This is a genomic window from Leptospira borgpetersenii serovar Javanica (assembly GCF_003046425.1).
GTDB classification, from domain to species: Bacteria; Spirochaetota; Leptospiria; order Leptospirales; family Leptospiraceae; genus Leptospira; species Leptospira borgpetersenii.
In genome coordinates this window covers 16,935-42,284 of record NZ_QAJG01000009.1, presented here as the reverse complement: position 1 = coordinate 42,284, position 25,350 = coordinate 16,935, and the positions used below count along the sequence as shown (strand labels likewise).

Below are 25,350 nucleotides of genomic sequence, written 5' to 3'. Positions count from 1 at the left end.
GATTTCCAAAGACGGATTATCGTAAACAGAGTATTGCAGAAAACAGAGAATCAAAAACACGACATTTCAATACCATTGGGAAAAATGGAGCAAAACTTCGTAGAAATATCATCGTGAATTTTTCACAAAACAAGAAGGTTCCTACATTCAGAGAACTGATGGCAGTGTCGCGACCGCGACAATAGCCGCTCCTACAGAAGACAGTATTGGGACAAGTTCTAAGTCATTAATAACAAAATGCAATAGTTCTATAGATTACGTCTCTTTTGGAAGTTTGCACATTTTTTTAATTACTTTTTTACCGTTAAACCGAGTAGGAGTTCTTACGATTCTGAAATTCTGAAAGAAATCCTTTATAAAAGTGTCCTATAAATGAAAAAAGTTCTTAAAAAACAAGAAATTCGAATTTTCAATTGAAACGTAAAATTAATGAAACCAAACGAGCACTTTCGAATCTCAAGTGAATTTTTAATTTCCGTTCTCCGAAAAACGAATTTTATAACTCTTGTAAATTCTTTCGTTAATCTCCGTTAATTTCGTTCTATCCAAAGCAATCTCGGTTCCGTCGTCCAAAGAAATCAATGCATAATCGGATTTACCTTGTCTGATATTTCGTTTTAAATCCCGGACCGATTTCACATCTTGACCGTCGATTTTTTCCACGATCTTAAAACTAAGGTCGTGGAAACCGTTATTGGATTCATCTGGAAGAACTTGAGAAAGAAGAACAACCTTTCCGACATCTCCCTCTTTTTCGTGAAATTTATAATAATCATAAAGATAGAGAAGCTTTCGATCCACTCTGGATCTCCAATCCTTTCCCCATTCTTCCAGAAGGAACTCAGAAAGTTCCAAAAACACAAAACCGCCTTCCACGGCAAAATCGTTGGAAGCGGGAATATTTTTAAACGGAATTCGAACCGCTGAATAAGGGAATGGTTTCAACTTCATGCTCAAATGAATCTTTTTTTTATCCCTCAGCACAAGGATAGGAATTTCTTTTCCTAATGAATATCCGAACGAATCTCCGGAGTGTGCCAAAAAGGAAAGAACCTGTTTTCCATACAAAGGATGTTCGATATATCCTTTCGAATCCACATTCTTACCACCAAATTCGAGAATGATATCCTCAAGTTTCAGGACTCCGCTCGCTGAAGAACCTGGAATGACGTCCGCGACTAAAATTCCGGAATCTGATTTTTCCATACCGTAATATTTTTTTACAGAGCCGTCCGTAATCGGACGAAAACGAAATCCTTTATAACCAAACACGTCCGCTCCCGGAGTCTCGATGAATTTTTGAATGACAAAAGAGGGAATGATTCTCCCGGAATTTTTTCCAGAAGTAAAATCATAAAGAATACCGGAAACTTTTCCGTTCTCAATCGCAACTTCTCCAAAACCGTTCAAACCCTCGCTGGAACTCACGTCCACAACGGGAAGTTCTACCTGACCAAGAGGCATCTGATCCATGTCCATACTCAAAAAAGTCACGCTTGTAGTCTGAATCGAACCGGAGTTATCAAGTTGATAAACGTTGACCTGCTTCGGAAACACGACTACCGGGGAAAACGTAAGGGGGATAAGATCATCGAAGAAACTCTTTTTCTCGACTCGAAGAAGAGCCAGATTAGATTCCGGATCGTGACGAAATACGATCGCTTTTATCTCGGAATAGGAAGAATATTTTTTTACTTCGATCAAAGTCGCGTCAGGTAAAAGCGAGTAGGGAATCAGAATTCGATTTCCTTCTACGACCACCCCGACTCCTCTTCGAACTCTAGGATTTTTTTTCTTCCAAGGTTGATGGTATTCGGGCTCCTGAAAAGTGACTTTGATCTGAACGATACTTTTATGATAGATTTCCTGAATTCCCTTGCCGAATAAAGCGGAAGTTTTCGTTAAAGACAAGGATTCTTTTTTCGTATCGTAATTCGTTTTCTTCGTTTTATAATATTTTTTTTTAATGAGAACACGATCTGATTCTACCTTCTCCGCAAAAACCCCCAACGAAAAACAGATAAATATCGGTATGATACAGATTTTTAACATTATAATTTCCTTAATTACTCCAAGCCGTAAATTTTACGGATTTTTTCGTCCGCCTTTTCAGCTTCCTCGCGGTCCAAAACGAGAGGAACCTGAATATCTAAAAATTTCAAACGAAGATATTTATCCTTGGATTGTTTTAAAATCTTTCTTAGATCGTTCAATTCCGTAACAGGAATCCCGTTAACGGATTCCAAAACAAGGTTCACAAAATATTCCGCGGAAGAATTGATCGGATCAGAAAGTTTCCGGTATAAAACCACGTCGGTTTTTTTTGTCCGGTTCAACCCGTCTTCTATGAAGTAAAAAAATCTGTATAAAAGCTGACTTCCTCCGGAAGTGTTGCCGCCACGACCCCAACTCGTGATCAAATCTCGGGACATTTCTTGAAATAAAAGTCCGCCGATCATTTCGAAATCATACTGTTTATCGTATTGATTTCTCATAAAATCGAAATCAGACATACGACGCGCCGGAAAAGAAACAGACATTTCTTTTCCATCCCTATACAGTTTAAAAGAGATCTTGTCCCCTGCGTGTTTATTATCCACGATCTCGACAAAGTCAACTCTTGCGTCTTTATCCTGCATAACGGTTCCGTTTTTTCCAATCGGTTGCCCGTCTATCTCGGTGAGAAAATCTCCTTCCTTTAGATAATTTTCCGCAGAACCATTTTTTAAAACTCTAGAAACAAAAACTCCTTCCAAATGATCCGGAATTCCTTTGGCCTTTCTCAAAGAAATATTAAACGAATTCAAAGTTCTCACTCCAAGTTCCACGTATCCGTCATATTTCCCGTCTTCTATGTCCGTTAAAAAATGACGTATAACGTTTGTCGGAATAAGATATCCGATATTCTCACCCTTGATCGCAACCTGAAACGCAACTCCTACGACCTTATCATCCTGAATCGCCGGACCTCCGGAATTCCCTGGATTAATCGCCGCATCCACTTGTAAGACTAAATGACTGTCGACGGCGGAATGGGAATAAACCGATTGATCCTTTCTGGAAACGATTCCTCTTGTAACTGAAACCTTATTCCCTCCGATCGGATAACCGACCACAATCAACGGAGAATTGAGCTCTGGAATTTCTCCGAGTTGTAAATCTCTCGAGTCCTTGTAGAAGTCGGGGCTTTCAGCTTCCAAAACCGCCAAATCACAATCGTGCGCGAGATGTAGGATTTTTACGCCGTACCATTCGGTCTGATTGTATCTCTGAACCTGAACGAATTTCGCATTAGAAACCACGTGTGCGTTGGTAAGAATTTTTTTATTTCCGATTAAAAAACCTGTTCCCGAACCGGCTCGAACCGTATCGGTCGTCCAAGGAGAAAACGGATTTACCGCTTGGGAATAAACCCGGATCTGTACAACTCCTTTACGAAGTTCATCAAAAGAAAGAGGATTTTCAATGGAATAAATCTTAGTCTGGATGCAAAGAAGCAACCCAAGCGAAAAAAAACGAACCGTACATTTCAAACCGATTCGGATCCCCAAAAAACCAGATACTATAGCCGTCAATGAATCCTCCAAAAAGAATTTTAGAATTTTCTAATGCCCTTCGAATTCGCAAATCGCGAAAACCGGAACCTCAAGCTCTTCCTGAAGTTTCTTACTTCCACCCAAATCCGGAAGATCAATGATGACTCCAGCTTCGTAGATTTGAGCTCCGAGTTTTTTAAGAAGTTTTACTGCGGCGATCATAGTACCTCCGGTTGCGATTAGATCGTCCATCAGAAGAATTTTATCTCCCGGCTGGACTGCGTCCTTATGGATTTCGATCACGTCTTTTCCGTATTCGAGGTCGCACTCTTCCGACACAGTTTCGGCAGGTAATTTTCCTTTTTTACGTATGGGAATAAAGCCGACTCCGAGCTGAAAAGCAAGAGGTGCTCCCGTGAGGAAACCCCTATCTTCGATTCCGGCTACCTTTGTGATTCCTTTATCTTGGTAACGATTGACAAACGTTCCGATTGTCAATGCAAGTCCCTCCGGATCAAGTAAAAGTGAAGTAATATCGCGAAACAAGATTCCAGGTTTTGGATAATCAGGTATGGTTCTGATTTTAGATTTAACAATAGACATCTAGGTGTTACATCCCAGGTTTTTAATTTACCGGTTCTATTCAAAAAATCAGAGACATTTCAAACAATTCTTTTTTGTTCAGAATAGAGAAAAGCCCGGCAAAACCGGGCTTATTTTGAAGTTTCCATTTTAAACGAATTTTAGCATTCGTTCCAAAAATCCCGATTGCTCGGAATGGTCTTCCTTTTGAAAACAGTTCTTAATATCCTGAGTTCTTTAGAGCCGCAATTCTCGCTTCTAAAGGAGGGTGAGTTGAAAATAGGGCCATCCATTTGTTATGTCCGGATATTTTCATTGTAGCAAGAGCTTCCTTGCCCCTTTCATCCTCAGGTGCGTCAAATGTACGTCTTAGTTTTTCAAGAGCCGCAATCATATTCTGACGTCCTACGAGTTTTGCTCCGCCTGCATCCGCACGGTATTCTCTGGTTCTTGAGAAATACGCGACTACGATCGATCCGAGAATACTGAACAGAATGCTTAAGACGATATTGGAAATCAGACGTACGGTGTATTGCATTTCGTCTTTAACCATCGTACTCAAAGCGTAACTGATGATCCTTGAAAAGAACATTACAAAAGCGTTAACAATACCCTGAATCAGAGTCATTGTCACCATGTCTCCGTTCGCAACGTGCGCCAACTCGTGCGCGAGAACACCTTCCACTTCCGCGTTGTCCATCACTTGAAGTAAACCGCTAGATACCGCAACAAGAGAACTGGACTTGGAAGGTCCGGTCGCAAATGCATTTACTTCCGGAGAATGATAAATTCCCACTTCGGGCATCGGAAGGTTTGCCGCTCTTGCAAGTCTTTCTACTCTAGAATACAATTCTCTTTCAGCACCGGACGCAGATCTAGGATCGATGATCTGCACTCCCATCATCATCTTAGCCATAAACTTGGAGAGAAGTAGAGATACAAACGCACCTCCCATACCCCAGAGAAAACAGAAGATAACTAAGGAACTCAGATTAAGTCCGTTTGCATCCAAATATGGACCGATTCCAAGCACACTCGTAACGATCGAAATCGTTACAACTACTAGAATATTGGTCAGTAAAAATAACCCAATTCGTTTAAACCACATTTTAGTTTCTCCTTATCTTGCGCCCCATAGGAAGAAGCAGATTGAATTTTATGAACTAACAATAAGTGCAATCTACGGACGACGTTAAAAATCCTATTGAGATCTATACGATCTTAGACCCAGAACGCGACCCATAGGAAGCGTTCTGCTCAGTTTTTTTACCCTAAAACGCGCCCCATAGGAAGCGTTTGGCTTGAGTTTTTTTCAAATGCGACTCGAAACCCAGCACACATTTCATCAATTTTTTGATCCGAAACGCTCCAAACTTATCCTTTTATACCTTTCGCGTTTCCTTTCGAAAAAAAGAAGCTAATAAAAATAAAATTCCGAGGAACATATAGCTGGTTACGAAAAAATTCATACTCGGTTCGAACTGACTGATAACATCATTTCCTCGAAGTGAAAAACCGTGTATGAATCCGGTGGATGCGAGAACAGCCGCGACGAAACAAACAATCAAAGCTTTTTTAAAATTCCGATCGATGACAAAAACCGCAATCGAAGCCCAGATCATAGAAGAAATCAAAAATCCTTGAGATAAACTCAAAAGCCCTCCCAAAGGGTAAGGTAAAAACGGAAGGGAAAGAGGGACATCGGACATCCATAGATGTGCAGTCTCTTTCACTCCTGCATTTTCCAGAATTTCCACGATCAATCGATCCGCATAATTGAATGTAGACTGAATCAGTAAAATTCCCCAACCCGCAAGCGCCGGTAAAATCCCGATAATAACAGCGGGAGCGTGCCTGCTCGGAGTCGCTTCAAATGCCTGAGAACCGATCACAATTCCGATCCAAAGTACGATCGCCATTCCCGCTTCCACAGGAATCAATGCTTGAATAAAAGCGAGAAGTCCGAACAAAGCAACGATCGTCATGAAAACTCCGTTGAGGGTAGAGTAACCAGCCCTGGCACCCAGAGCTTTCCAACCCGGATGACCGATATAAATCGTGGTCGGGAATGGAGATCCGAAAAAAGACCCGACTACGGTTCCAACTCCGTTTGCAAGAAGAGAATCTCTTGTGTTGAAAGAATCCCCGGAAGCTTCCGCAGATTCTATATTTTGTAAAGAACCGATTACGTTAAAAATTCCCATCGGAATCAGAACCGCAAGATATTCTCTCATATCCGCAAATTGAAACGCGGTGAATAAATCATGTACGCACAAAGTGGGGAAGTAAAATCCGATGTGATTCGTGGCCCCCTTGAGCAAGTCCGCATCCATAATCGGATTTCCCCAGGCTCCCGCTGACCAAGCAAGCAAGGTCCCCAAGACGACGGATACAAATCCACCCGGAAGACGAAACGGAAACACAACTCTTGCAAAATACTGCAATAGAATCACTCCGAAAGGAAGAAACGCAATCAGAGGATTTTGAAAGGTGCGGACTAAAAAGTCCATGGAGATGAACGTAATCGCGATCCCCGCGAGTGAGGAAAGAAGCGCGGCCCTTGGAGTCACTCTTCGAATCTTTTCCGCCACAAAGGAACCGGACATTTCAATCAAACCCGAAAGAAAACTCGCCATGAGCCCTACCTGCCAAGCTATTTTATAATCGCCGGTTTTCTTATATACGGGAAGTATAATAAAGAACGTAAATGCAAATAAGGAAACCGTATTGATTCCGTACGGAAGAGCAGTGACGTCGGGCCTGTTTTCTTTTCGGGCGAGACGATGCGCCTGCCAGGAATAAAACAGATTTCCAAGCAGAAGAGAAATTGCCGTTCCCGGAAGAATTACTTTATATACAAATTCGCTCGGAACGCCGCAAAGGGTAGTTAACAAAAAAGAAAGAACGAGAATCTGAATCAGATTGTCGATCATTAGACCGAAAAATCCGTCTAAATCTCCCGGCACAAACCATTTGAATTTATTTTGGCTCATTGTTTCGATTTACTCCCGAAATCCACTTGAATCACGTTGGACTGATCGCCTTTCACATCACCTTCTTTTTTTTTCACTAAAGTTGTTTTTTCTCCGAGTGCAAGTCCCTGAGAGGCCTCTTGTATTTGTTCCGACGCAAACACTTTCATATGAATCAAAGTCGTCTGAGCTTTATCGAAGTAGCGGAATATACAGTCCCAAGGAACAAAAACTTCTTCCCAAGTATAACCGAATTGAAGTTCGGCGTAGATCCATTCTTCTCCCGCGTCCAAATTACGGACTCCGCCTTGGGGTCCGAATACGAGAATGATTCCGGTCTCTCTTTCCTCTCCGACTAACCCTCGTTTGCCGATAACTAATTTGCCATGGGGAAGAGCATGTAGATAGAAGGTTCCAAATCCTTCCCAGTAAAGATCGAACAAAGAACGTTTGAATCTTCTGAGGGTTAGAATTTCTTCTTTTATATATTGATTATCCATTCTTCAAATTTTGATCGGAAACTCCCGTGACGGCTTCATTCAAATAATCTCCGTGGATCTTGTATTCTGGAACCAAAGCCTTAAAAGCGAGAAAAATATCCTTGTTCATCCTTCCTGCAGTTAAAAGTTCGTTGAATCTTGCAACAAAAGTAGTCACTTCCTGATTTTCCAAGGGCGCGGCGATTTTGATCTTAGGATGATGAGTTTTTTTAATTCCTTCCAGATCTAAAAGAAGTTCTTCGAATAATTTTTCCCCCGGTCTGAGTCCGGTGAACTGAATCGGTATATCCACATGAGGTCTGAGACCGCAGAGACGAATCATCTCTTCCGCTAAGTTGAGAATTTTTACTGGCTCTCCCATCTCAAGTATAAAGATCTCTCCGCATTCTCCCATACTTCCAGCTTGGAGAACTAACTGAGTCGCTTCCGGAATTGTCATAAAATAACGGATTACATCGGGATGTGTGACGGTAACCGGACCACCGTTTGCGATTTGCTCCCTAAACCTTGGAATCACAGATCCGTTGGAACCGAGAACGTTTCCGAATCGAACCGTAATAAACTTGGTTTTTGTTTCTCGGGAAACATGTTGTAAATACAATTCCGCCGCACGTTTGGAAGCACCCATGATGTTCACGGGATTAACCGCCTTATCCGTGGAGATTAAAACAAAACGTTCCACCCCCGAAAGCCTGGAAATATCAGCGACGTTTTTCGTGCCCAACACGTTATTCATCACTGCTTCGGTCGGGTTGACTTCCATCATCGGAACGTGCTTGTAAGCGGCCGAATGAAATACAACTTCGGGAGAATGTTTTTCAAAAATAGAACTGACTCTGGAAAGATTTTTGATATCCGCGACGATTGGAACGAGTTCTATATTTTGTCCTTGTAATTTTTTTCCAAGCTCGTATTCGATTTCGTACAACGGTGTTTCCGCTGCATCCAAAAGAAGAATTCGAGACGGCTCAAAAACGGCAACCTGCCGACAGAGTTCACTTCCGATCGAACCTCCCGCTCCTGTAATCAAAATCGATTTCCCTTTTAGATAGGAACGAATGGACTCGACTTCAAGATCTACGACTGGACGACCTAAAAGGTCTTCCACCCGCACTTCTCTGAGTTGATTTAATTTGGGAGAATCAAAAAACAAAGAGCCCAAAGAAGGAAGAATTTTAAACTTCACATCCGTACTCTCAAAAGAACGAATCAACCGACTGATGAGTTTTCCGTCCGGATTGGAGATGGCGATGATGACTTGTTTTATTCCGAAACGATTGATCATTTGTTCCGCTTGGTCGATTTTTGCCAGAATCGGAACCCCTTGGATATGCGCTCCGATTTTCTGGACGTTATCATCTAAAAATCCGATTGGATTGAGTTTGAGTTCGTTGTGTCTTCGAATTTCCGAAAGTAGAGTCGCACCTATCTTTCCGGCTCCCAGAATCAGTGTCGGAAGACCTTCTTCCTTGGATTTTTTGAGAATGTACTGATCCCGAAATACTCTCCAGGAAAAACTACGAATACAAAGAAAACTGAGTAGAAGGAGTGTGTCCAAAACGGGAACCATTCTGGAAAGTTGTTCGAAACGATTGTAAAATAAGAGTGCCGTAGTTGAAATTAGAGAGGAGAGAAGTGTGACCTTGATGATTTCCACAAGATCGTGTATCGAAGCGTAAACCCAAATCGACCTGTAAATATCGGAGAGTATGAAAACACAGGCCCTGACGCTAATGACAATGATCAAAGAGGTAAAAAATCTTTCCGGTGACGAGAGAAAAATAAAAGACTCAAAGCGAATCCAGTGCGCCAAAAAATAGGAAATTCCCATGAACAACAGATCTAAAGGAAAAATCCACATTCTTCGATTCCACCGACCGAGCATGTAGGAAATAAAATCCGTTCGTTTCTAAAAGTCCAACCTTTTTGAAACAGACCATTCCGATTTTTAGGTAAACCGAAAAATGTGTTGCAGAAATTCTTTTCTTGCCTCACTTCCAATAAGAGGATAAATCATTATTTCAGGACACTTTGAAAGAGATCATCATCAACCTCCAAGGAGATTTGGATTTTAAATTGGGAGAAGCTTTGCTTTCCAAATTGGAAGAGTTATCCGAATTTCCACGTAAAATCCTTTTGGACGCTTCCGGGCTCAAATCGGCCACGCCGGAAGGTGTTTCGTTATTAAACCGACTTCCGAAACGTTTTCCGGAATCCAAATTCGCAATTTGTTCCGTGCCTATCGAAATCTCCGCACAAAACGAAAAGGAAATTCCTGTGTTCAAAGATCGGGAATCCGCAAAATCACACTTGATCGCAACCGATTCCTCCGCTTTCTCCGAAAATACTCCCACACTCATTAATTGTCCGATTTGTTTTCATCTTTTGAAAATACAAAATTTCGGAAACCACAGTTGTCCCCTATGCCACGCCAAGTTTTTCGTGACGAAAGACTTACGAGCATCGGCATTCGAAAGACTATTATAATATTCTCACATTTCTTCGAAAAACCGTATCGTTTCTAAAACCTCTACGGGAACGTTTCCGGCCTGAAAGTAGGGATTGTATCTTTTTTTGATTCCCGAAACAAGTCTTCTTTTTCTGGACTCAAAAGAATCCATCGATTCCTTTAGAATCGGATGTTTTTGTAATTCGGTCCGAACTTGAGGGGAAAAAGGAACATACCGATTGAGAACGTCCCTCGCCACTCGGTTGAGTCTGAGTTTTCCAGACGATTCGAAAAGAATCCAATAGGAATAATCCGAAGCAAACATATCTTTTAAATTTTTTCTGTATTTGATAAGTTGTTGATCGATACTTTTTTTCGCATCGGGAGTGAGAGCAGGGGATTTTCGATAATTCTCCAGATAAAGATAATATTCCGAAGTAAGTGAAGGTGGAGCGGAATCTTTCCACTTCCTTCCTCGAACCGTCCGTTCAATCTCCCACTTGAATTCTCCAAGGGTTCTCGTTATCGCCAAAGTCATATTCTCGTTCAAAATCTGAGGGAATACAAGACGTCCTCTCGATACAAGTCCGGAAGTAATTTCCTGCCAAAGAACCCCTCTATTTCCGAAAACCGGAAGTATAATACAGTCCGGACAGATTTCTTTCATTGCAAGTTCCGGTTTGCCGGGAGTCTGTTCTGGTTCAAAGGAAACCTGTCTGTAAAATAGATGTTTATCGATTTTACGAACGTGATCTACAACTGCATTTATTTTTTCATGAGTAACCAAAAACGCGTCGGTTTCTCCGTACATCTGATCTTCGGAAAGAATCGGATACGCAAGATTCGGATTGGAAGAAACACCGATCAGTCCGTTGAATAATAAGTTACTCAATTCCCAATCGAGAAGATGCAACAAGTCCTCGATCCCGCTGTCACTCGCATATTCGTCGGTTCCTGTTTTTCGGAGCATGGAAGCGCGTACTTGTTCGTAGGATTGTGCTAGATGATTTCGGGAAGGCGTTTTTTTGCCCGAAAGAATGAGTCCCAACCATTCCGGTAAAAAATATACCGCAATTTTATGATTGGATGGAGAGGAATCTTGTGTATAACTTCGGATTTTTTCCAGTGTTCCGTAAAGTTGAACAATTCTCGCGGGAGAAAGAAGGTTCTCGTCCACATAAAAGAAATATAAGAATAGTAGAACCGGTTTTGGAATGGGAACGATATCCGATCTGTATTTTGCATAACAAGCGGAATAGAGTTCTATAAAAGTCTGAATTTCCTCCGGCTTATGTTCCTTACGGACCAGACCAGGATGTTCTTTAAATGCGTGTACCCTTTTTTGAATCTCAGCCGCGGTGGAAGGGCTCATCTCAGCGTAGTTTAAAATTTGTGCAAGACTTCCTTGAAATTCTTCGGGTAGGGTGACGTCTTCCTGAATTCCTCCGGCACCTCCCATTTGAATTCCCCCCCAAGCTCTCGTTTTTTCCGGATCTTTTTCGGGAACAGTTTCCACTTGAATACCCATGTCGTTTCCTTTCAGGTTGAAAATCTTCGCGTCGAAACGAATCCATTCCTTATCATCACCCGAATACAAAACGTGAATCTTATCTCCCACCGAAACCGGAAACGTATTGTAGAGTTTTTTTGTGAATACTTTCGTGTGGAGCGACTTCTGAACGAAGTCAGACCCAGGTGGGTTAGAATACAAAAAACCGGGAAAGGCTTCTTCTCCATCGGTTAAAAATACGACCGGAGTGATTTTTCTAGGATGAGGACCAAGATCACGGACGAGATGTTGCAGTCTTTTGAATATGATCGTATCTCTCCATGCAGGAAGCTCCCCTTGATGAGCAAGATAAAGTGCGAGTTCCGGAAGAAAAATCTCCTGAAACCAAGATGGTGACTCCGCAATTTTCTGAAGAACGGAAACCGAGGTGTGATCCAAAAAGGAATGTATCTGAATCACATCCCTTCCGTTCATGTATGTAAGAGGTAACTTTTTAAGAATCTTAGCCCGGAGCGCAGCGCGATTTTCGATCGATTTGCGAAAACGTCTTTCCAGATAATATCCGGCAACCAATAGAAGGATCACAAAGATAGTTCCATTGATGACAGGAATCCAAGAAAATTCCGGCCAGACAAGAATTGGGCGTGCTTGGCCTAACAAAAACATGCGAAATGTATAAGTTTCTTCCTTTTGAGGTCAAGCAGGATTCTTTGAAACGATTTTAACTTTAAGAATCCTGCAATTTTAATTCCGAAACTTCCCTATCTTAGATCGACTCTACCCAAAAAAGTTGACGTTTTACTTAGAACTTGTCCAAAACCTTGGAATCGTAAGAACTCCAACAAGAGGTGCACGAACGAACAATAAAATCTGTTCGAAAGCCCGTAAATGTTCAAAAAGCCATGATCCGTGGGAGCTCCTACATTCAGAGGACTAAGGACAGTGTCGCGGCAATGCCGCTCCCACAGAAGACAGTTTTAGGACAAGTTCTTAGAATACAAGTTTTGTCCGAGCAAAACCTTTTGATTCTGTTTGAAAACAAGTCCGATGCCCCTAAGTAATCCTAAAATCCAATACTTCTCTATCTGCCTCTGTTTTACGGTCGATTGAAGTAATTTTGTTAATCCGAACTTTTTTCAACACTCTATTCATTTTGATAGGAATCCTAAAGATTTCGTATTCTAATTAAAAATTATTCTTTTCAAAACAATCAATAAGAATATGCTGGATTTATAATCCATTTTCACGGGATTCATCGGCGTTTCACGTCGGTGGGAAGACGGTTAGAATCCGTCACGGTATCCGCCGCTGTAAGAGGGACGAAAGGCATTGGAAGCCACTGGGATTTAATCCTGGGAAGGCATGTCGAGTAGATAGATCTCAAAGTCAGAATACGATCCTAGGAAAATCTTGAAGATACGTTTAAACCTCGGAAGCAAGGTGAACGTAACTTAAATAAAACATAATATAAGATGTGTTAGATTCCAATGTGTAGTCTATGCCGTTCGTCCGTCAGTTGATCGGTTTTAGATTCACTTTGAAAGGAGGAGTATTACGTTGTATGCCGTTTCTACGTCCGCAAGTCAAAAAAAAGTGAGTAGAAACATTCTCGGAATTTTTATCGTCGGACACGGAAGTAGAGACCTCTCCTCCAGTGCAGAATTCGAGGCGTTCGTTGAAGGATACCGCAAGCTCCATCCGGAATACGAAATCGACATCGGGTATGTAGAACTCGCGGAACCGGTTTTTAAAACGGCGCTTCTGGAATTCGCAAAAACACGGAATCGGATTTTAATTTTCCCGTTGTTTTTGTTCGCTTCCAATCACGTCAAAAACGACATCCCTTTGATTCTTTCCGACCTAAAAGAAAAGTTTCCGAATCATCAATTTATATCCGCGATGCCCCTGGGAATACATGAGAATATTACAAAATTATTATCAATTCGTTCGAAAGAAAGCGGCATCTTCAAAGAAGAATCCAAATCCAAAACGGGAGTGATCGTGGTGAGCCGAGGAACCTCCGATGCGGATTCCAACGGTAACTTCTACAAGGCCGTTCGGTTTTTTGAGGAGTCCAATTCTTTTCTTTTCGTAAAACCCAGTTTTATCGGCATCACCAAACCTCTCTTACACGAAAGTATCGAAATGTCGGCAAAACTCAGACCGGACCGTCTGTTGATTCTCCCGTATTTTTTATTTAACGGAAAGTTAATACGAAAAATTTCTTATATAACAAAAGAATATTCCCTAAAATATCCTTGGATCAAAATCGAAACCGCCTCCCATTTCGGACCTGATCCGATTTTATATCCGATTCTTGACGAAAGGATTGCCCAAGCTCTTTCCGGCAAGGATGCTCTTCCTTGCGACAATTGTGAATATCGAGTTTCCATTCCGGGCCTAAAAAACAAAGTCGGAGGCCTCAATTCTCTTCTTTGGAGCATGAGACATTTGGAAACTCATACTCAAGCCGCTCCTCACGAGTTCCCCCACAGAAATTTGATAAAACACGTGTATATCTGCGAAAGTACGGATTGTGCAAGTAAAGGTAGCATTTCACTGATCCATCGAATCCGTTCTTGTATCAAAAAATACGGAAAACAAACGGACTTTCGAGTTTCCAAAAGTTCCTGTTTAGGCAGATGCGGGGAAGGGCCTACTTTGGTCGTGTATCCGGACGGAATTTGGTATCAGAGAGTAAACGAAAACGACGCGGAAGAAATTGTCACCGAACATTTGTTTAACGATCGATTGGTCGCAAGACTCGTCGACAACATCATGCAGTAAAATGAGGAGGATACAATGGCATGTCAGGAAATAGCCGCTCTACGGTTGGGTATGATGAGTGTACTCGGAATCAAGGACGAGGTAACAACCCTACACGAACGTGCCGAAATTGGGGATGCCCTACAATCTCCCGGGCCGATTCGTTCTTTGTCGGAAGCCAAAGACTTCGAATCTTTAATCCGCTTTTATGAAGCTTCTTTGAGCGATCTGGAAGAAACGATCTCCAAAACGAAAAAAGACGATCCTAAAATGGCATATTACCGTTCTCTCCTAATCCTAACCAAGAAAGTCGAACTCGAATTGAAAAACTCCATTCTTTCTTTTCAAAATCTCTTTCGAGACCTGGAAGAAATACACGACTTTGTTCACGAAATTTATCCGGCGTAATCGATATGACAACCCTTCCCAAAAGAGCCGAAGTCAAAAACATCGTCAAAACGGACGGTTTCGCTACGATCACATTTGTTTCTAAAAACGGGCCCCTGAATTTTTTAGGAGGTCAGTACGTAATTTTCAATTCCGGTTTGAAAACGCCCGAAGGAAAGGTGATTAAACGGGCTTATTCCATCTTTTCGTCGGACCTACAGCAGGAAGAGTTTCAGATCTGCATCCAACCAATCCAAGGCGGACCTGCGTCTAATCATATTCCAAATCTTGCAATTGGTAGTGTACTCGAATTCTCGGGTCCCTGGGGTAAATTTATCGGAAATCCAGATTGGCCCAAAAAAGGGAGAACTCTCCTCGTAGCGACAGATACGGGAATTACGGCGATCAACTCGATTCTTCATTCTTCCCGATGGAAGTCCAAACTCAAGGAAACGACGGTGTTGTGGTTCCTTTTTCCAAAGGAGAAGTCCGTTCCTGTTCAGGAAGTTTTACAACGACTCCCAAAAGAATTCCATTTTTTGAATGTGATTCACATTCCTAAAATCAATCATCCGAACCGGAAAGAAGAATGTATTCGTTCCTTTACTGAAAAATTAGATTCCTCCATTTTCCCCACAAACGCGTTTTTAGCAGGAGATGGAAAATTAATCCGAGCCTTGAAAGACATTCTCTTAATGCGAGGTATGAACGAAGAAGACATTGGCATGGAAACGTTCTTCAACTCCATTGGAAGATCGGAGAATTAACTTAACGGTCATCAGACGATTTACTATGTCTACGAAAGAATTAAGAGAAGGATTTACGACAGGGGCTTGTTCCGCTGCTGCTGCAAAGGCTGCGACTCGTCTTCTCCTAAAGGGAGAACCCGTTTTGGAAATCGAAACAACTCTTCCGAACGACAGACAAGTCCTTTTTCCTGTCAAACGCTGTCAACTCGAAGGAGAAGTCGCAATTTGTAGCGTCGTCAAAGACGCCGGAGATGATCCGGATTGTACACACGGAGCGGAACTTACAGCGCGAGTTCGCTTAACAAAAGAGAGCAAAATCGTTTTAAAAGGCGGAGACGGAGTCGCCACCGTCACAAAGACGGGACTCGGTATAGAAGTGGGAGAACCCGCGATCAATCCGATCCCTAGAAAAAACATCAGCGAGATGATCTTGGAGGAATTGGAAGGAAGTTCATTCAATGGCGCGGAAGTGGAGATCAGCGTTCCGGGCGGTCAAGAAATGGCAAAAAAAACGATGAACAAACGTCTCGGCCTAATCGGAGGAATTTCCATCCTAGGAACCACCGGCATCGTCAAGCCGTTTTCCACAGCCGCATTTAAAGCGAGCGTTATCCAAGCGATTCGTATGGCAAGAGAATACGAAGTTGATACCGTCATTCTCACGACGGGTGGGAAATCCGAAAAGTTTGCTATGAATCTATTTCCGAATCTGAAAGAACTTTCTTTTATTCAAGTCGGAGATTTTATTGGGACAGGAATTAAAACCTCCGTTAAGGAATTTATACGTCATGTGATCATCGTTGGTATGATCGGAAAGTTATCCAAGATGGCCGACGGCGTAATGATGACTCATAGGGGCGGTTCTTCCGTGAACACTAAAATGTTATCAGATATCGCGAGATCCGTGGGAATCCCCGAACCAATTGCGATCGATATCCAAAACGCAAATACCGCAAGACATGCATTAGAAATTTGTAAAGAAAACGGATACGAAATTATCACGACCAAAATCTGCGAAATCGTCGCGAGAAACTGCTCTAAACACGCGGGAACGAATATGTCGATTTCCTGTTATATGGTGGACTTTGACGGAACACTCTTGGGCAAATGCGAAAATTTCTCGCAAAAAATCGAAACTACGAAAGGGAATTTGACACATGAATGATATGAGGCAAATGACGTCCCTCGGCAGAGAAATCGAAGACAAATCCTTTTCGATCATAGACGAAGAAGCGGGTCCACATCCTTTTTCCAAGGAAGAATGGGAAGTGGTTCGTAGAATCATACACGCAACGGCCGACTTTGAATACAAAGATATTACCAAAATACATTATCAAGCGATCGATTCTGGAATCCAGGCCCTAAAGAAAGGATGTCCGATCGTTTGCGACGTTCAGATGATACTCGCCGGCCTTAATCAGGACAGGCTCAAAGCTTACGGCTGTAAAACATTCTGTTTTATCTCGGACAAAGACGTGATCACAAAAGCGAAAGAAAAAAATTCCACACGAGCGATCGAAGCGATTCAAAAAGCGAAGGCATCCAATCTTTTGAACGGAGCGGTGATCATCGTCGGGAACGCCCCCACGGCATTACTCGAGATTGAAAGACTGATCCGTTTAGAAGGAATCAAACCGGCTCTGATTATCGGAGTTCCGGTCGGTTTTGTTTCGGCAGTCGAATCCAAAGAAGTTATTCTAAAATTAGAATATTCTAATGCATTTTCGGTGCCATACATTCTCACGAAAGGACGAAAAGGAGGAAGTACGATCGCCGTTGCGATTCTTCACGCCCTTCTTCTTTTATCTTCCAAAAGAGGGGAAAAATGAAAGCGGTTACCGTGATTGGAATGGGCGACGAAGGTTGCCTTGGGCTATCAAGCATTGCCGCAAACGCCGTCTCCAATGCACAAGTTCTTGCGGGAGGGAAAAGACACTTGGATTTTTTTCCCCAATTTTCAGGGGAAAAAATCGCATTGAAAGGGAACATTACGGAAGCGATCGAAAGAATCGCAGATCTTGCCTGCGAACATTCGGTATGTGTACTCGCATCCGGGGACCCTCTTTTTTTCGGAATCGGAAGTTTAATCAGTAAAAAAATTGGACCGGAACACGTCGATTTTATTCCGGCGCCGAGTACAATCCAACAAGCCTTTGCAAGAGTGGGAGTTCACTGGGACGACGCCAAAATTTTATCCTTACACGGAAGACCCATCGAAGGTCTCGTCACAAAACTACAATCCCTTCATAAGATTGCGTTGTTCACTGATGAATTCAATTGCCCGAAAACGATCGCTTCCTATCTATTATCTTTCGAGGAATCGGAATGGACCGCTTTCGTATGCGAAGATCTCGGGAACAAAAAGGAAAAAGTCCGCAAATTCGATCTTAAATCGTTAAGCGAAGAGGAGGGGATTAACCCTTTAAACGTCCTGATTCTTATTCGAAACGATACGTCTTGGAGATCTCCTCCGATAGTACCTAATGTTCCGGAAGAACATTACACAAAACGGACCCCAAAAAACGGACTCATCACAAAAAAAGAAATTCGAATTCTTTCCATTGCATTTTTGGATATCCGCAATGATAGCGTTGTTTGGGATATAGGAACCGGTTCCGGTTCGATTGCAATTGAAGCTGCACAACTCGCAAAAGACGGCAAAGTATACGCGATCGAATCCGATCCGGAAGGAATCGAAATTTGTAAACAAAATATATATTCCAGAAAAACGGATAACGTATATGTAATTCCCGGGAAGGCTCCCGAAATTTTAGAATCCCTTCCCGACCCGGACTGCATTTTTGTGGGAGGTTCCAAAGGAAACCTTTATGATATTATTCGAATTTCCTTAAATAGAATCGCTTCTTTGGGAAGTTTAGTTATAAATGCAGTCACTCTGGATAACGTCGCGGAGGCTTATCACAGCTTTAAAAAGCTAAACCTTGTTCCAGAAGTTACGCTTCTCAACATTTCCAGAGGACAACCTCTTGCGAATTATCTTAAATACGAAGCTCTAAACCCAATTCATATTTTTAAAATCACAAAACCGGACGGATTTTCCGCATGAGTTCCGGTAAATATGGAAAACTTTACGGAGTTGGAGTCGGTCCAGGGGCCACTGACTTGATCACTCTCAGAGCAGTGCATATTTTGAATTCGGTTTCAGTCCTAGCCATTCCCAAAAGTAGCGAACATCTGGAACCTTTCGCCTGGAGAGTTTGTTCTCCGATTGTGAGAGAAAATTCTTCCCAAGAAAAATTGTTTCTTCATTTTCCTATGACGAAAAATCCGAAAATCCTCATCCCCGCTTGGGATAAGGCATTTTCAGAAATCGGGAAACGTTTGGAAAAGAAGCGTAACGTGGCTTTCATCACCCAGGGCGATCCTTCCGTCTATAGTTCCTGGAGTTATCTTTTAGAAGAAGCAAACAATCGTTGGCCTGGGATCGAAGTGGAAGTCGTTCCGGCAGTCTCGTCCATCACCGCAATTCCCGCGATTCTTCAAACCCCTCTTGCTGATGGAAGAGAACGTTTCTGCGTGGTTCCAGGAACTTACGGTTTGAAGGACCTTCCCGAACTTATACAACATTTTGATACGATAGTTCTTACAAAAGTAGGCCGAGTCATTCCAAAACTTGTTTCTATATTAAAGGAATTGAATCTATTACAGAACGCAAATTACGTTTCTTACGGTACGACAGATCGTCAAAAAATCGTGAAAAATATAGAAACAATTCAAAATGAAAACTGCGATTATTTTTCGATGGTGATTATTTCCATTCGAAAGCGCAAAGGCGCATTAAAAGGGCAAAATATTGAAACGGAATAGGAAACCATATTCCGTTTTTGCAATAACCAAACACGGACTTGAAATAGCCAATAGAATTCAATCCGCTTGGGAAGAAGTAGATCTTTTCGTTTCTTCCAAGTTTATCCGGGAAGCGCCACCAAACTCAAAACCTCTTTCCCTTCCTATGAATCATACACTACGCGAAGTTTTCCAAGAATACGATTGTCATATTTTTATCATCAGCGTAGGGGCCGTGGTCCGCATGATCGCCCCTTTATTAGAAAACAAGAAAGTAGATCCTGCAGTTCTTTGTGTAGACGATCGGGCCAACTTTTCAATCTGTGTTTTATCCGGACACATAGGAAGGGGGAATTTTTTTACAAAAAAACTCTCACAAACCCTTTCCAATATTCCAGTGATCACGACCGCGTCTGACGTTTCCGGGACTTTAACCGTGGATATCCTAGGTAGGGAACTAGGTTGGGTTTTGGAACATCCCGATCGAAACGTGACTCGAGGATGCGCGGCGGTAGTCAACGAAGCCAGAGTTTTATTCGTTCAGGAGACGGGAGAACCGAATTGGTGGCCTTTGGACAAAAATCTTCCCAAAGGTGTAGAATATTCCACTTCTTTAAATCAAGTTCGTTCGGAGGATTATGAAATTCTTTTAATCGCAACGGACAGAAACAATCTCCAAAAAACTCATCAAAAACATTATGAAAATTCTATATTATATCATCCTAAATCTTTAATTTTAGGTCTAGGCTGCGACCGAAATATCCCTTTAGAAACCGTAGAAAACGGGATTTACAAAGTGTTAAACGAAAACGGCCTCGCGATCCAAAGTGTAAAAGCAATCGCCTCTGTAGACTTAAAAAAAAATGAGTCTGCGTTTCTTTCACTTTCTTTAAAATACGGTTGGGAATTGATTACTTTTTCTCCGGAAGAATTAGATCGCGTTTCCTGGATCCAATCACCTTCGAAAGTTGTAAAAAATTTCGTGGGTACAAAATCAGTGAGTGAAGCCGCTAGCCTTCTCGCATCCGGTGCAAACTCTCTCCTGGTCTCGAAGCAGAAATATAAGGAATTACCAAACGGTAAAAATCTCACGATTGCAGTTTCCCGAATTCCATTTCCGAAACGACCTTTCGATCCTATAACACGTTCTGATTTTTCCATAAACTCAACGGAGGAGAAAGAATGCAAATAGGAAGGTTGAACATCGTCGGTATCGGCCCGGGCAACGACATTCACATAACTCCAGCAGTTTTACAGGCGATTCAGGAAGCCGATCTTGTGATTGGTTACGCCACTTATATCGGTCTCGTTAAACACCATTTAGTCGGTAAACAAGTGACCCAAACGGGTATGACGGAAGAAGTGAGTAGGGCGCAAACAGCTATTGATACGGCAAAAGAAGGAAAAATCGTCACCTTAATCTCTTCGGGAGACGCAGGTGTCTATGGAATGGCAGGTCTTGTTTTTGAAATACTGCAAAAAACCGGCTGGAAAAAGGGAGATTCTCCCGAAATCAAAATGATTCCCGGAATTACCGCAGATAGTTCTTGCGCTTCCTTGATTGGCGCTCCTCTTGTTCACGATACGGCAAGAATTTCCCTCTCCGATCTTTTGACTCCTTGGTCCGTCATCGAAAATCGATTGGAATGCGCGGCTAAAGGGGACTTCGTTATTACCCTTTATAATCCTGCTTCGGGACGAAGACAAAGACAGATCGTAGAAGCCGTGAACATTATTAAACGACATAGATCGGGAACAACTCCGGTCGCTTTGGTAAAAAGCGCTTATAGAAAACAACAAAACGTCCAACTTTCGGATCTGGACAATTTTTTAGATTACGAAATTGGAATGAACACGACCGTAATCGTAGGCTCCTCAAATACTTTCGTTTATGAAGATTTTATGATCACTCCGAGAGGTTATACAAACAAATATTCTCTGAAAGATTCAAGTCTCAAAAAAGGGCAGAAAAAAGGGTTTTCGCTTCGTTCTACGGGGGATTTACAGAGCAAGGTAAATTCAGATAACGGGGACCGCCATCTGAGCTTGAACATAACGAAAATTCACGGGGCCTTCGTTAAAAGATCCACCACAATCATGGATTCGTCCGCGGCAAAAGCCGTGGAGTCCTTAAACTTACTTTCACAAATTCAAAAACAGAATGCTAAAAAGGATTCTAAGTCTGTAGATTTCCAAAAAAACACGTTATCCTACATAGGTAGGTTGGGTGGGGGAATTCTTTTTAAGAGTTTAGAAAAATTTTATATCGTCGGAAAAATCAAAGTTCCGATTCGATTTGAAGACTATGGCTTTGCAGACCCGGAGGAATATGGGGATCGGTACTTCGAATTAAAAATTATAGAGATTAAAAAAGTTCGAAATCTTCAATTCGAATTCCTGATGTTCATTCCAAACGAAATTTCTCCCCAAGAAATCTACGAGAAACTCGTTATCTACAGAAACTCCTCCGTAAGCGAACGTCTTATTACTTACGTAAAAAATCAAAGTGAAAAAGTTTTTTTAAACGGACAAGAATATACGGACATTTCCTGGCTGGGAACCGTTCCCTCCGAAGTTTGGAATTTAGTCCGGGGGGTAATTCTAAAATGTTAGAGATTCAGGGTTTATGAAAGTTTATATCATCGGGGCCGGTCCGGGAGATCCGGATTTGATTACGGTAAAAGGGGCAAAACTTGTGGAAACTTGCCCGGTCGTCCTTTATACCGGTTCACTTGTACCAAAGGTAGTGATCGAAAGAGCGAAGAAAGACGCAATTGTATTAGATTCATCGAATATGATTCTGGATGACATCATTTCCGTAATTCTTAAAGCAAAAGAAAACGATCAAGACGTAGCCAGAGTTCATACGGGAGATCCTTCTATTTTCGGTTCCATTGCGGAACAAATAAGAAAATTAGATTCTTTGAATATAGAATATGAAATTATTCCAGGGGTCAGCTCTTTTACCGCCGCGGCCGCGGCCTTAGGCAAAGAACTAACCCTTCCCGAAGTTTCTCAAACCGTCATCATTACACGTATGGAAGGAAGAACGCCCATGCCGGAAAAAGAAAGACTGGAAATTCTCGCCCAGTCTGGGGCAACCCTCACTCTTTTTTTAAGCGCCTTACACATTCGAAAGGTCGTAGAACGTTTAACTCCATACTACGGAGAGAAATGCCCGGTAGCTGTAGTTCAGAAAGCAACCTGGCCGGAACAGAAAATTCTCATAGGAACATTAAACGACATTGTACAAAAAGTGAAGACGGCAAAAATTTTCTCCACTGCGATTATTTTTGTCGGCCCAGTTTTAAACTGCCGCGACTTTGCCGACTCCAAACTTTACTCGGCCGATTTTTCGCACAAATTCAGAAAAGTAAAAAAGAATTTATGAACTCAGACTCAAAAAGAACGAAAGGACTCGTGATCGTTCATACCGGAAACGGTAAAGGAAAAACCACTGCCGCACTCGGAATCTTATTTCGCGCGTTAGGACGAGGGTTGAAATGCGGAGTCGTCCAATTTCTAAAAGGAAAATGGGAAACGGGTGAAAGAATGTTTGCAAGGACCATTCCGGGACTCGACTTCCACGTCATGGGATCCGGCTTTACCTGGGATAGCGACGATCTGGACAAAGATAAAGCCGCCGCACAGTCCGCATGGTCCGTCTCTCGCCGAATGATATTAAAAGGAAATTATAATATCATAATACTTGATGAGATTACCTTCGCATTTCATTACGGCTGGTTAAATACCGAAGACTTTATCCGGATCCTAGCCAAAAGACCAAAAAACGTCCACGTAGTAATCACGGGAAGAAACTGTCCGGAAACTCTGATGAACTACGCCGATTTAGTTAGCGTGACCGAAGCCAAAAAACATCCGTATCGAGACGGAATTCCCGCACAACTAGGAATCGATTTTTAGTGAACGTTTTATATACAGAAATCAAAATTCCAAGAATCGTAATCGCAGGAACAGGAAGCGGCGTCGGAAAAACCACGGTAGTTCTTGCACTCACGCAAGCGTTTCAAAAAAGGGGATTGAAGGTCGCAACTTTCAAATGCGGCCCCGACTATTTGGATCCGACGTATCACTCTCACATAACGGGAAAAGCATGCCATAACCTAGACGGATGGTTGATGGGGAAACAATCCGTCTTGAACGTCCTTCATAAAGCGTGTCATAACGCAGATATTGCGATCATCGAGGGAGTAATGGGATTGTTCGACGGACACTCTCCGAATTCGGAAGCCGGTTCCACTGCCGAGATAGCCAAATGGACCTCCTCACCCGTATTAGTAGTCATAGACGCAAGCGGAATGGCAAGAACCATCGCCGCAATTCTAAAAGGATTGAAAACCTTCGACCCAGATCTCAACCTCGCAGGAGCTTTTACCAATTTTATCGGAAGTAAATCACATACCCAACTTCTACGGGAAGCATCCTCGGAAATTCCAATCCTTGGTGGTTTTTCAAAACACCCACAACAGGCATTTCCGGAAAGACATCTCGGCTTATACTCCGTCTCAAAGGAAAATTTATCCGAAGAAAAATTTGTATTTTGGGGAGAAGAAGGGGAAAAACAGTTAGAAATCGATTCCGTTCTAAAAATTGCAGGTTCAGCCCCGAAGATCTCAATCCCGGCTTCAAAAATAAAAACAATTTCAGGCCGTTGCAAAATCGGAATCAGTATGGATTCCGCATTCCATTTTTATTACGAAGAGAATTTAATTCTACTACAAGAAGCCGGAGCCGAACTCGTATTTTTTTCCCCCATCTCCGACTCCCGACTTCCTCAAGTGAACGGGCTTTACATCGGAGGAGGGTATCCGGAACTTTTTGCCTCCGCCTTATCGAAAAACAAATCCTTATTAAACGACATTCGAGAATTCTCATATAAAAAACGACCGATTTACGCCGAGTGCGGCGGACTCATGTATCTTTCAAAAAAAATCCGACTCGTTTCGGGAGAATCCTATCCGATGGTGGGTTTGATTCCGGGAACCGCCATCATGAACGAAGAATTAAAAGCCCTCGGCTACGTGGAAGTCGTCACAAGGCAAAAAACGTTTTTTGGAGAAGCAGGGCTTAGGTTCAGAGGTCACCAGTTTCGTTATTCAAATTTCGAACTCGACGAACCGCACTCTATAGAACACGTCTACGGATTAAGAAAAAGAAAGGGAAACGAAGTAAGTGAAGAGGGATATTTTCACAATTGTGTTCTTGCCTCCTATATACACGCTCACTGGGCATCCAATCCTATTTTACCGGAAGGATTTATCCGATCCTGTCTACAAGGGCTAAAATGATTCATACCCCTCTTATTACGAACGATTCCACATCCTGGCTTATTGCAAACTTCGAAGAGCCGCATAACGTTCTAAGTTGGGCAGTAATTGGCGGAGGTTGGACAAAACAAGTCGATTGTGTTTTATGGCATCGTGTTCGAAACGAGGATCTTACACCAGACATTAATCCTACCGATTATTTTCGTAAACGTTTATTCCAAAAAGAAGAATCCAGAAATGTAGTTGGCTTTCTCACTAGCGTTTCTCTTGAAAATTATTCGGAAGTAATCCTACAAAAAGAAGATCTACGAATTCGATCGATCGTAACCGCAGGACTTGGAAATTCGGTTCGTATAGGTGATCGGCCTTCTCAATTAAAAACATACGGAACAATCAATATCCTCGTGCAATGTTCCGCACCTATGAATCTAAACACTTCCTTAGAAGCGGTTTCTCTGATCGCAGAAGCAAGAACACTTGCAGTATTAGAGGCAAAAATACTGAGTAAAGCTGGTCAAAATCTTGCAACCGGAACCGGAACCGATTGTATCGCGTTTGCTTCTCCCTCACGCAATTCGACAATCCATTACACAGGTAAACATACACTTTCGGGCCATCTTATAGGAAAAGCCGTCCACGAGTCTGTTAGTCAAGGAATTACAAATTGGAAAGAGAACAAATTGGAAATAAGAGCTGGGATTTGAAAAAACTATCTTATATGCAGAAGCATTTCACCTTTCGGAACTTCAGGGAATTCATTTCGAAAATTGGAAAAGAAAAAATTTTTATGGAAATGAAACAAGC

General features: G+C 42.2%; 22 protein-coding genes and 1 riboswitch. Of the genes, 14 read left to right on the top strand and 8 right to left on the bottom strand.

Annotation, left to right across the window (positions count from 1 at the left end):
• Positions 1 to 468: 468 nt before the first annotated feature.
• From CLV95_RS08980 to CLV95_RS08950, 7 genes are all read right to left on the bottom strand, one after another.
• The gene (locus CLV95_RS08980) at positions 469 to 2,052 is read right to left on the bottom strand and encodes a PDZ domain-containing protein (protein WP_002732170.1); all 1,584 of its coding nucleotides are present in this window, start codon (positions 2,050 to 2,052) and stop codon (positions 469 to 471) included.
• A gap of 14 nt (positions 2,053 to 2,066) precedes the next feature.
• Positions 2,067 to 3,575, bottom strand: a complete 1,509-nt coding sequence (locus CLV95_RS08975; protein ID WP_026054861.1) for a S1C family serine protease — start codon at positions 3,573 to 3,575, stop codon at positions 2,067 to 2,069.
• Between the two features lie 30 nt (positions 3,576 to 3,605).
• Complete coding sequence (locus CLV95_RS08970) at positions 3,606 to 4,139, bottom strand: adenine phosphoribosyltransferase (protein ID WP_107694925.1); 534 nt, start codon at positions 4,137 to 4,139, stop codon at positions 3,606 to 3,608.
• 199 nt (positions 4,140 to 4,338) lie between these two features.
• On the bottom strand, positions 4,339 to 5,226 hold the full coding sequence (htpX, locus tag CLV95_RS08965) for a protease HtpX (protein WP_002726085.1): 888 nt from the start codon (positions 5,224 to 5,226) through the stop codon (positions 4,339 to 4,341).
• Between the two features lie 274 nt (positions 5,227 to 5,500).
• Positions 5,501 to 7,111, bottom strand: a complete 1,611-nt coding sequence (locus CLV95_RS08960) for a membrane protein (RefSeq protein ID WP_002732193.1) — start codon at positions 7,109 to 7,111, stop codon at positions 5,501 to 5,503.
• A complete protein-coding gene (locus CLV95_RS08955; protein WP_002732085.1) occupies positions 7,108 to 7,590 on the bottom strand; it encodes a hypothetical protein in 483 nt (160 codons plus the stop codon). The genes CLV95_RS08960 and CLV95_RS08955 overlap by 4 nt, the downstream gene beginning before the upstream one ends.
• Positions 7,583 to 9,475 carry a polysaccharide biosynthesis protein gene (locus CLV95_RS08950; RefSeq protein ID WP_107694923.1) on the bottom strand — a complete coding sequence of 631 codons (1,893 nt, stop codon included), beginning with the start codon at positions 9,473 to 9,475 and terminating at the stop codon, positions 7,583 to 7,585. The genes CLV95_RS08955 and CLV95_RS08950 overlap by 8 nt, the downstream gene beginning before the upstream one ends.
• A 146-nt stretch (positions 9,476 to 9,621) precedes the next feature.
• On the opposite strand from CLV95_RS08950, the gene CLV95_RS08945 reads away from it, so the two are divergent.
• Positions 9,622 to 10,077: a hypothetical protein gene (locus CLV95_RS08945; RefSeq protein WP_002732149.1), complete on the top strand. Its 456-nt coding sequence runs from the start codon at positions 9,622 to 9,624 to the stop codon at positions 10,075 to 10,077.
• A 5-nt stretch (positions 10,078 to 10,082) separates the two neighbouring features.
• On the opposite strand, the gene CLV95_RS08940 is transcribed toward CLV95_RS08945, so the two are convergent.
• Positions 10,083 to 12,215 (bottom strand): hypothetical protein, encoded by a 2,133-nt coding sequence (locus CLV95_RS08940; RefSeq protein WP_002732212.1) that lies wholly within the window; start codon positions 12,213 to 12,215, stop codon positions 10,083 to 10,085.
• Positions 12,216 to 12,779: 564 nt separating this feature from the next.
• A riboswitch (cobalamin riboswitch) is annotated at positions 12,780 to 12,966 on the top strand.
• A 140-nt stretch (positions 12,967 to 13,106) separates the two neighbouring features.
• Between CLV95_RS08940 and CLV95_RS08935 the strand changes: the two genes are divergently transcribed.
• From CLV95_RS08935 to CLV95_RS08875, 13 genes are read left to right on the top strand one after another with little or no spacing between them, the layout of a single operon-like run.
• Complete coding sequence (locus CLV95_RS08935; RefSeq protein WP_002732117.1) at positions 13,107 to 14,336, top strand: CbiX/SirB N-terminal domain-containing protein; 1,230 nt, start codon at positions 13,107 to 13,109, stop codon at positions 14,334 to 14,336.
• Positions 14,337 to 14,351: 15 nt separating this feature from the next.
• Positions 14,352 to 14,723, top strand: a complete 372-nt coding sequence (locus tag CLV95_RS08930; protein WP_016749204.1) for a DUF3209 family protein — start codon at positions 14,352 to 14,354, stop codon at positions 14,721 to 14,723.
• Between the two features lie 5 nt (positions 14,724 to 14,728).
• Positions 14,729 to 15,469: an FAD-dependent oxidoreductase gene (locus tag CLV95_RS08925; RefSeq protein WP_002732115.1), complete on the top strand. Its 741-nt coding sequence runs from the start codon at positions 14,729 to 14,731 to the stop codon at positions 15,467 to 15,469.
• 25 nt (positions 15,470 to 15,494) lie between these two features.
• Entirely contained in the window at positions 15,495 to 16,616 is a 1,122-nt protein-coding gene (locus CLV95_RS08920; RefSeq protein ID WP_002732203.1) for a cobalt-precorrin-5B (C(1))-methyltransferase, read from the top strand.
• Positions 16,609 to 17,280 (top strand): cobalt-precorrin-8 methylmutase, encoded by a 672-nt coding sequence (gene cbiC / locus CLV95_RS08915; protein ID WP_002732153.1) that lies wholly within the window; start codon positions 16,609 to 16,611, stop codon positions 17,278 to 17,280. Before CLV95_RS08920 ends, cbiC begins: the two co-directional genes overlap by 8 nt.
• Positions 17,277 to 18,518, top strand: coding sequence for a bifunctional cobalt-precorrin-7 (C(5))-methyltransferase/cobalt-precorrin-6B (C(15))-methyltransferase (locus CLV95_RS08910; RefSeq protein WP_002726009.1), 1,242 nt, complete (start codon positions 17,277 to 17,279; stop codon positions 18,516 to 18,518). Before cbiC ends, CLV95_RS08910 begins: the two co-directional genes overlap by 4 nt.
• Complete coding sequence (gene cobI, locus CLV95_RS08905; RefSeq protein ID WP_002732070.1) at positions 18,515 to 19,279, top strand: precorrin-2 C(20)-methyltransferase; 765 nt, start codon at positions 18,515 to 18,517, stop codon at positions 19,277 to 19,279. The genes CLV95_RS08910 and cobI overlap by 4 nt, the downstream gene beginning before the upstream one ends.
• Entirely contained in the window at positions 19,266 to 20,450 is a 1,185-nt protein-coding gene (locus tag CLV95_RS08900; protein ID WP_002732129.1) for a cobalt-precorrin 5A hydrolase, read from the top strand. The genes cobI and CLV95_RS08900 overlap by 14 nt, the downstream gene beginning before the upstream one ends.
• Positions 20,441 to 21,871 (top strand): precorrin-3B C(17)-methyltransferase, encoded by a 1,431-nt coding sequence (gene cobJ, locus CLV95_RS08895; RefSeq protein ID WP_002732206.1) that lies wholly within the window; start codon positions 20,441 to 20,443, stop codon positions 21,869 to 21,871. The genes CLV95_RS08900 and cobJ overlap by 10 nt, the downstream gene beginning before the upstream one ends.
• A 13-nt stretch (positions 21,872 to 21,884) precedes the next feature.
• On the top strand, positions 21,885 to 22,649 hold the full coding sequence (gene cobM / locus CLV95_RS08890; RefSeq protein ID WP_002726033.1) for a precorrin-4 C(11)-methyltransferase: 765 nt from the start codon (positions 21,885 to 21,887) through the stop codon (positions 22,647 to 22,649).
• Positions 22,646 to 23,182, top strand: a complete 537-nt coding sequence (cobO, locus tag CLV95_RS08885; RefSeq protein ID WP_002726101.1) for a cob(I)yrinic acid a,c-diamide adenosyltransferase — start codon at positions 22,646 to 22,648, stop codon at positions 23,180 to 23,182. The genes cobM and cobO overlap by 4 nt, the downstream gene beginning before the upstream one ends.
• Entirely contained in the window at positions 23,182 to 24,567 is a 1,386-nt protein-coding gene (locus CLV95_RS08880; RefSeq protein WP_002732072.1) for a cobyrinic acid a,c-diamide synthase CobB, read from the top strand. The genes cobO and CLV95_RS08880 overlap by 1 nt, the downstream gene beginning before the upstream one ends.
• Positions 24,564 to 25,250: an adenosylcobinamide amidohydrolase gene (locus CLV95_RS08875; protein WP_002732151.1), complete on the top strand. Its 687-nt coding sequence runs from the start codon at positions 24,564 to 24,566 to the stop codon at positions 25,248 to 25,250. Before CLV95_RS08880 ends, CLV95_RS08875 begins: the two co-directional genes overlap by 4 nt.
• Positions 25,251 to 25,350 lie beyond the last annotated feature (100 nt).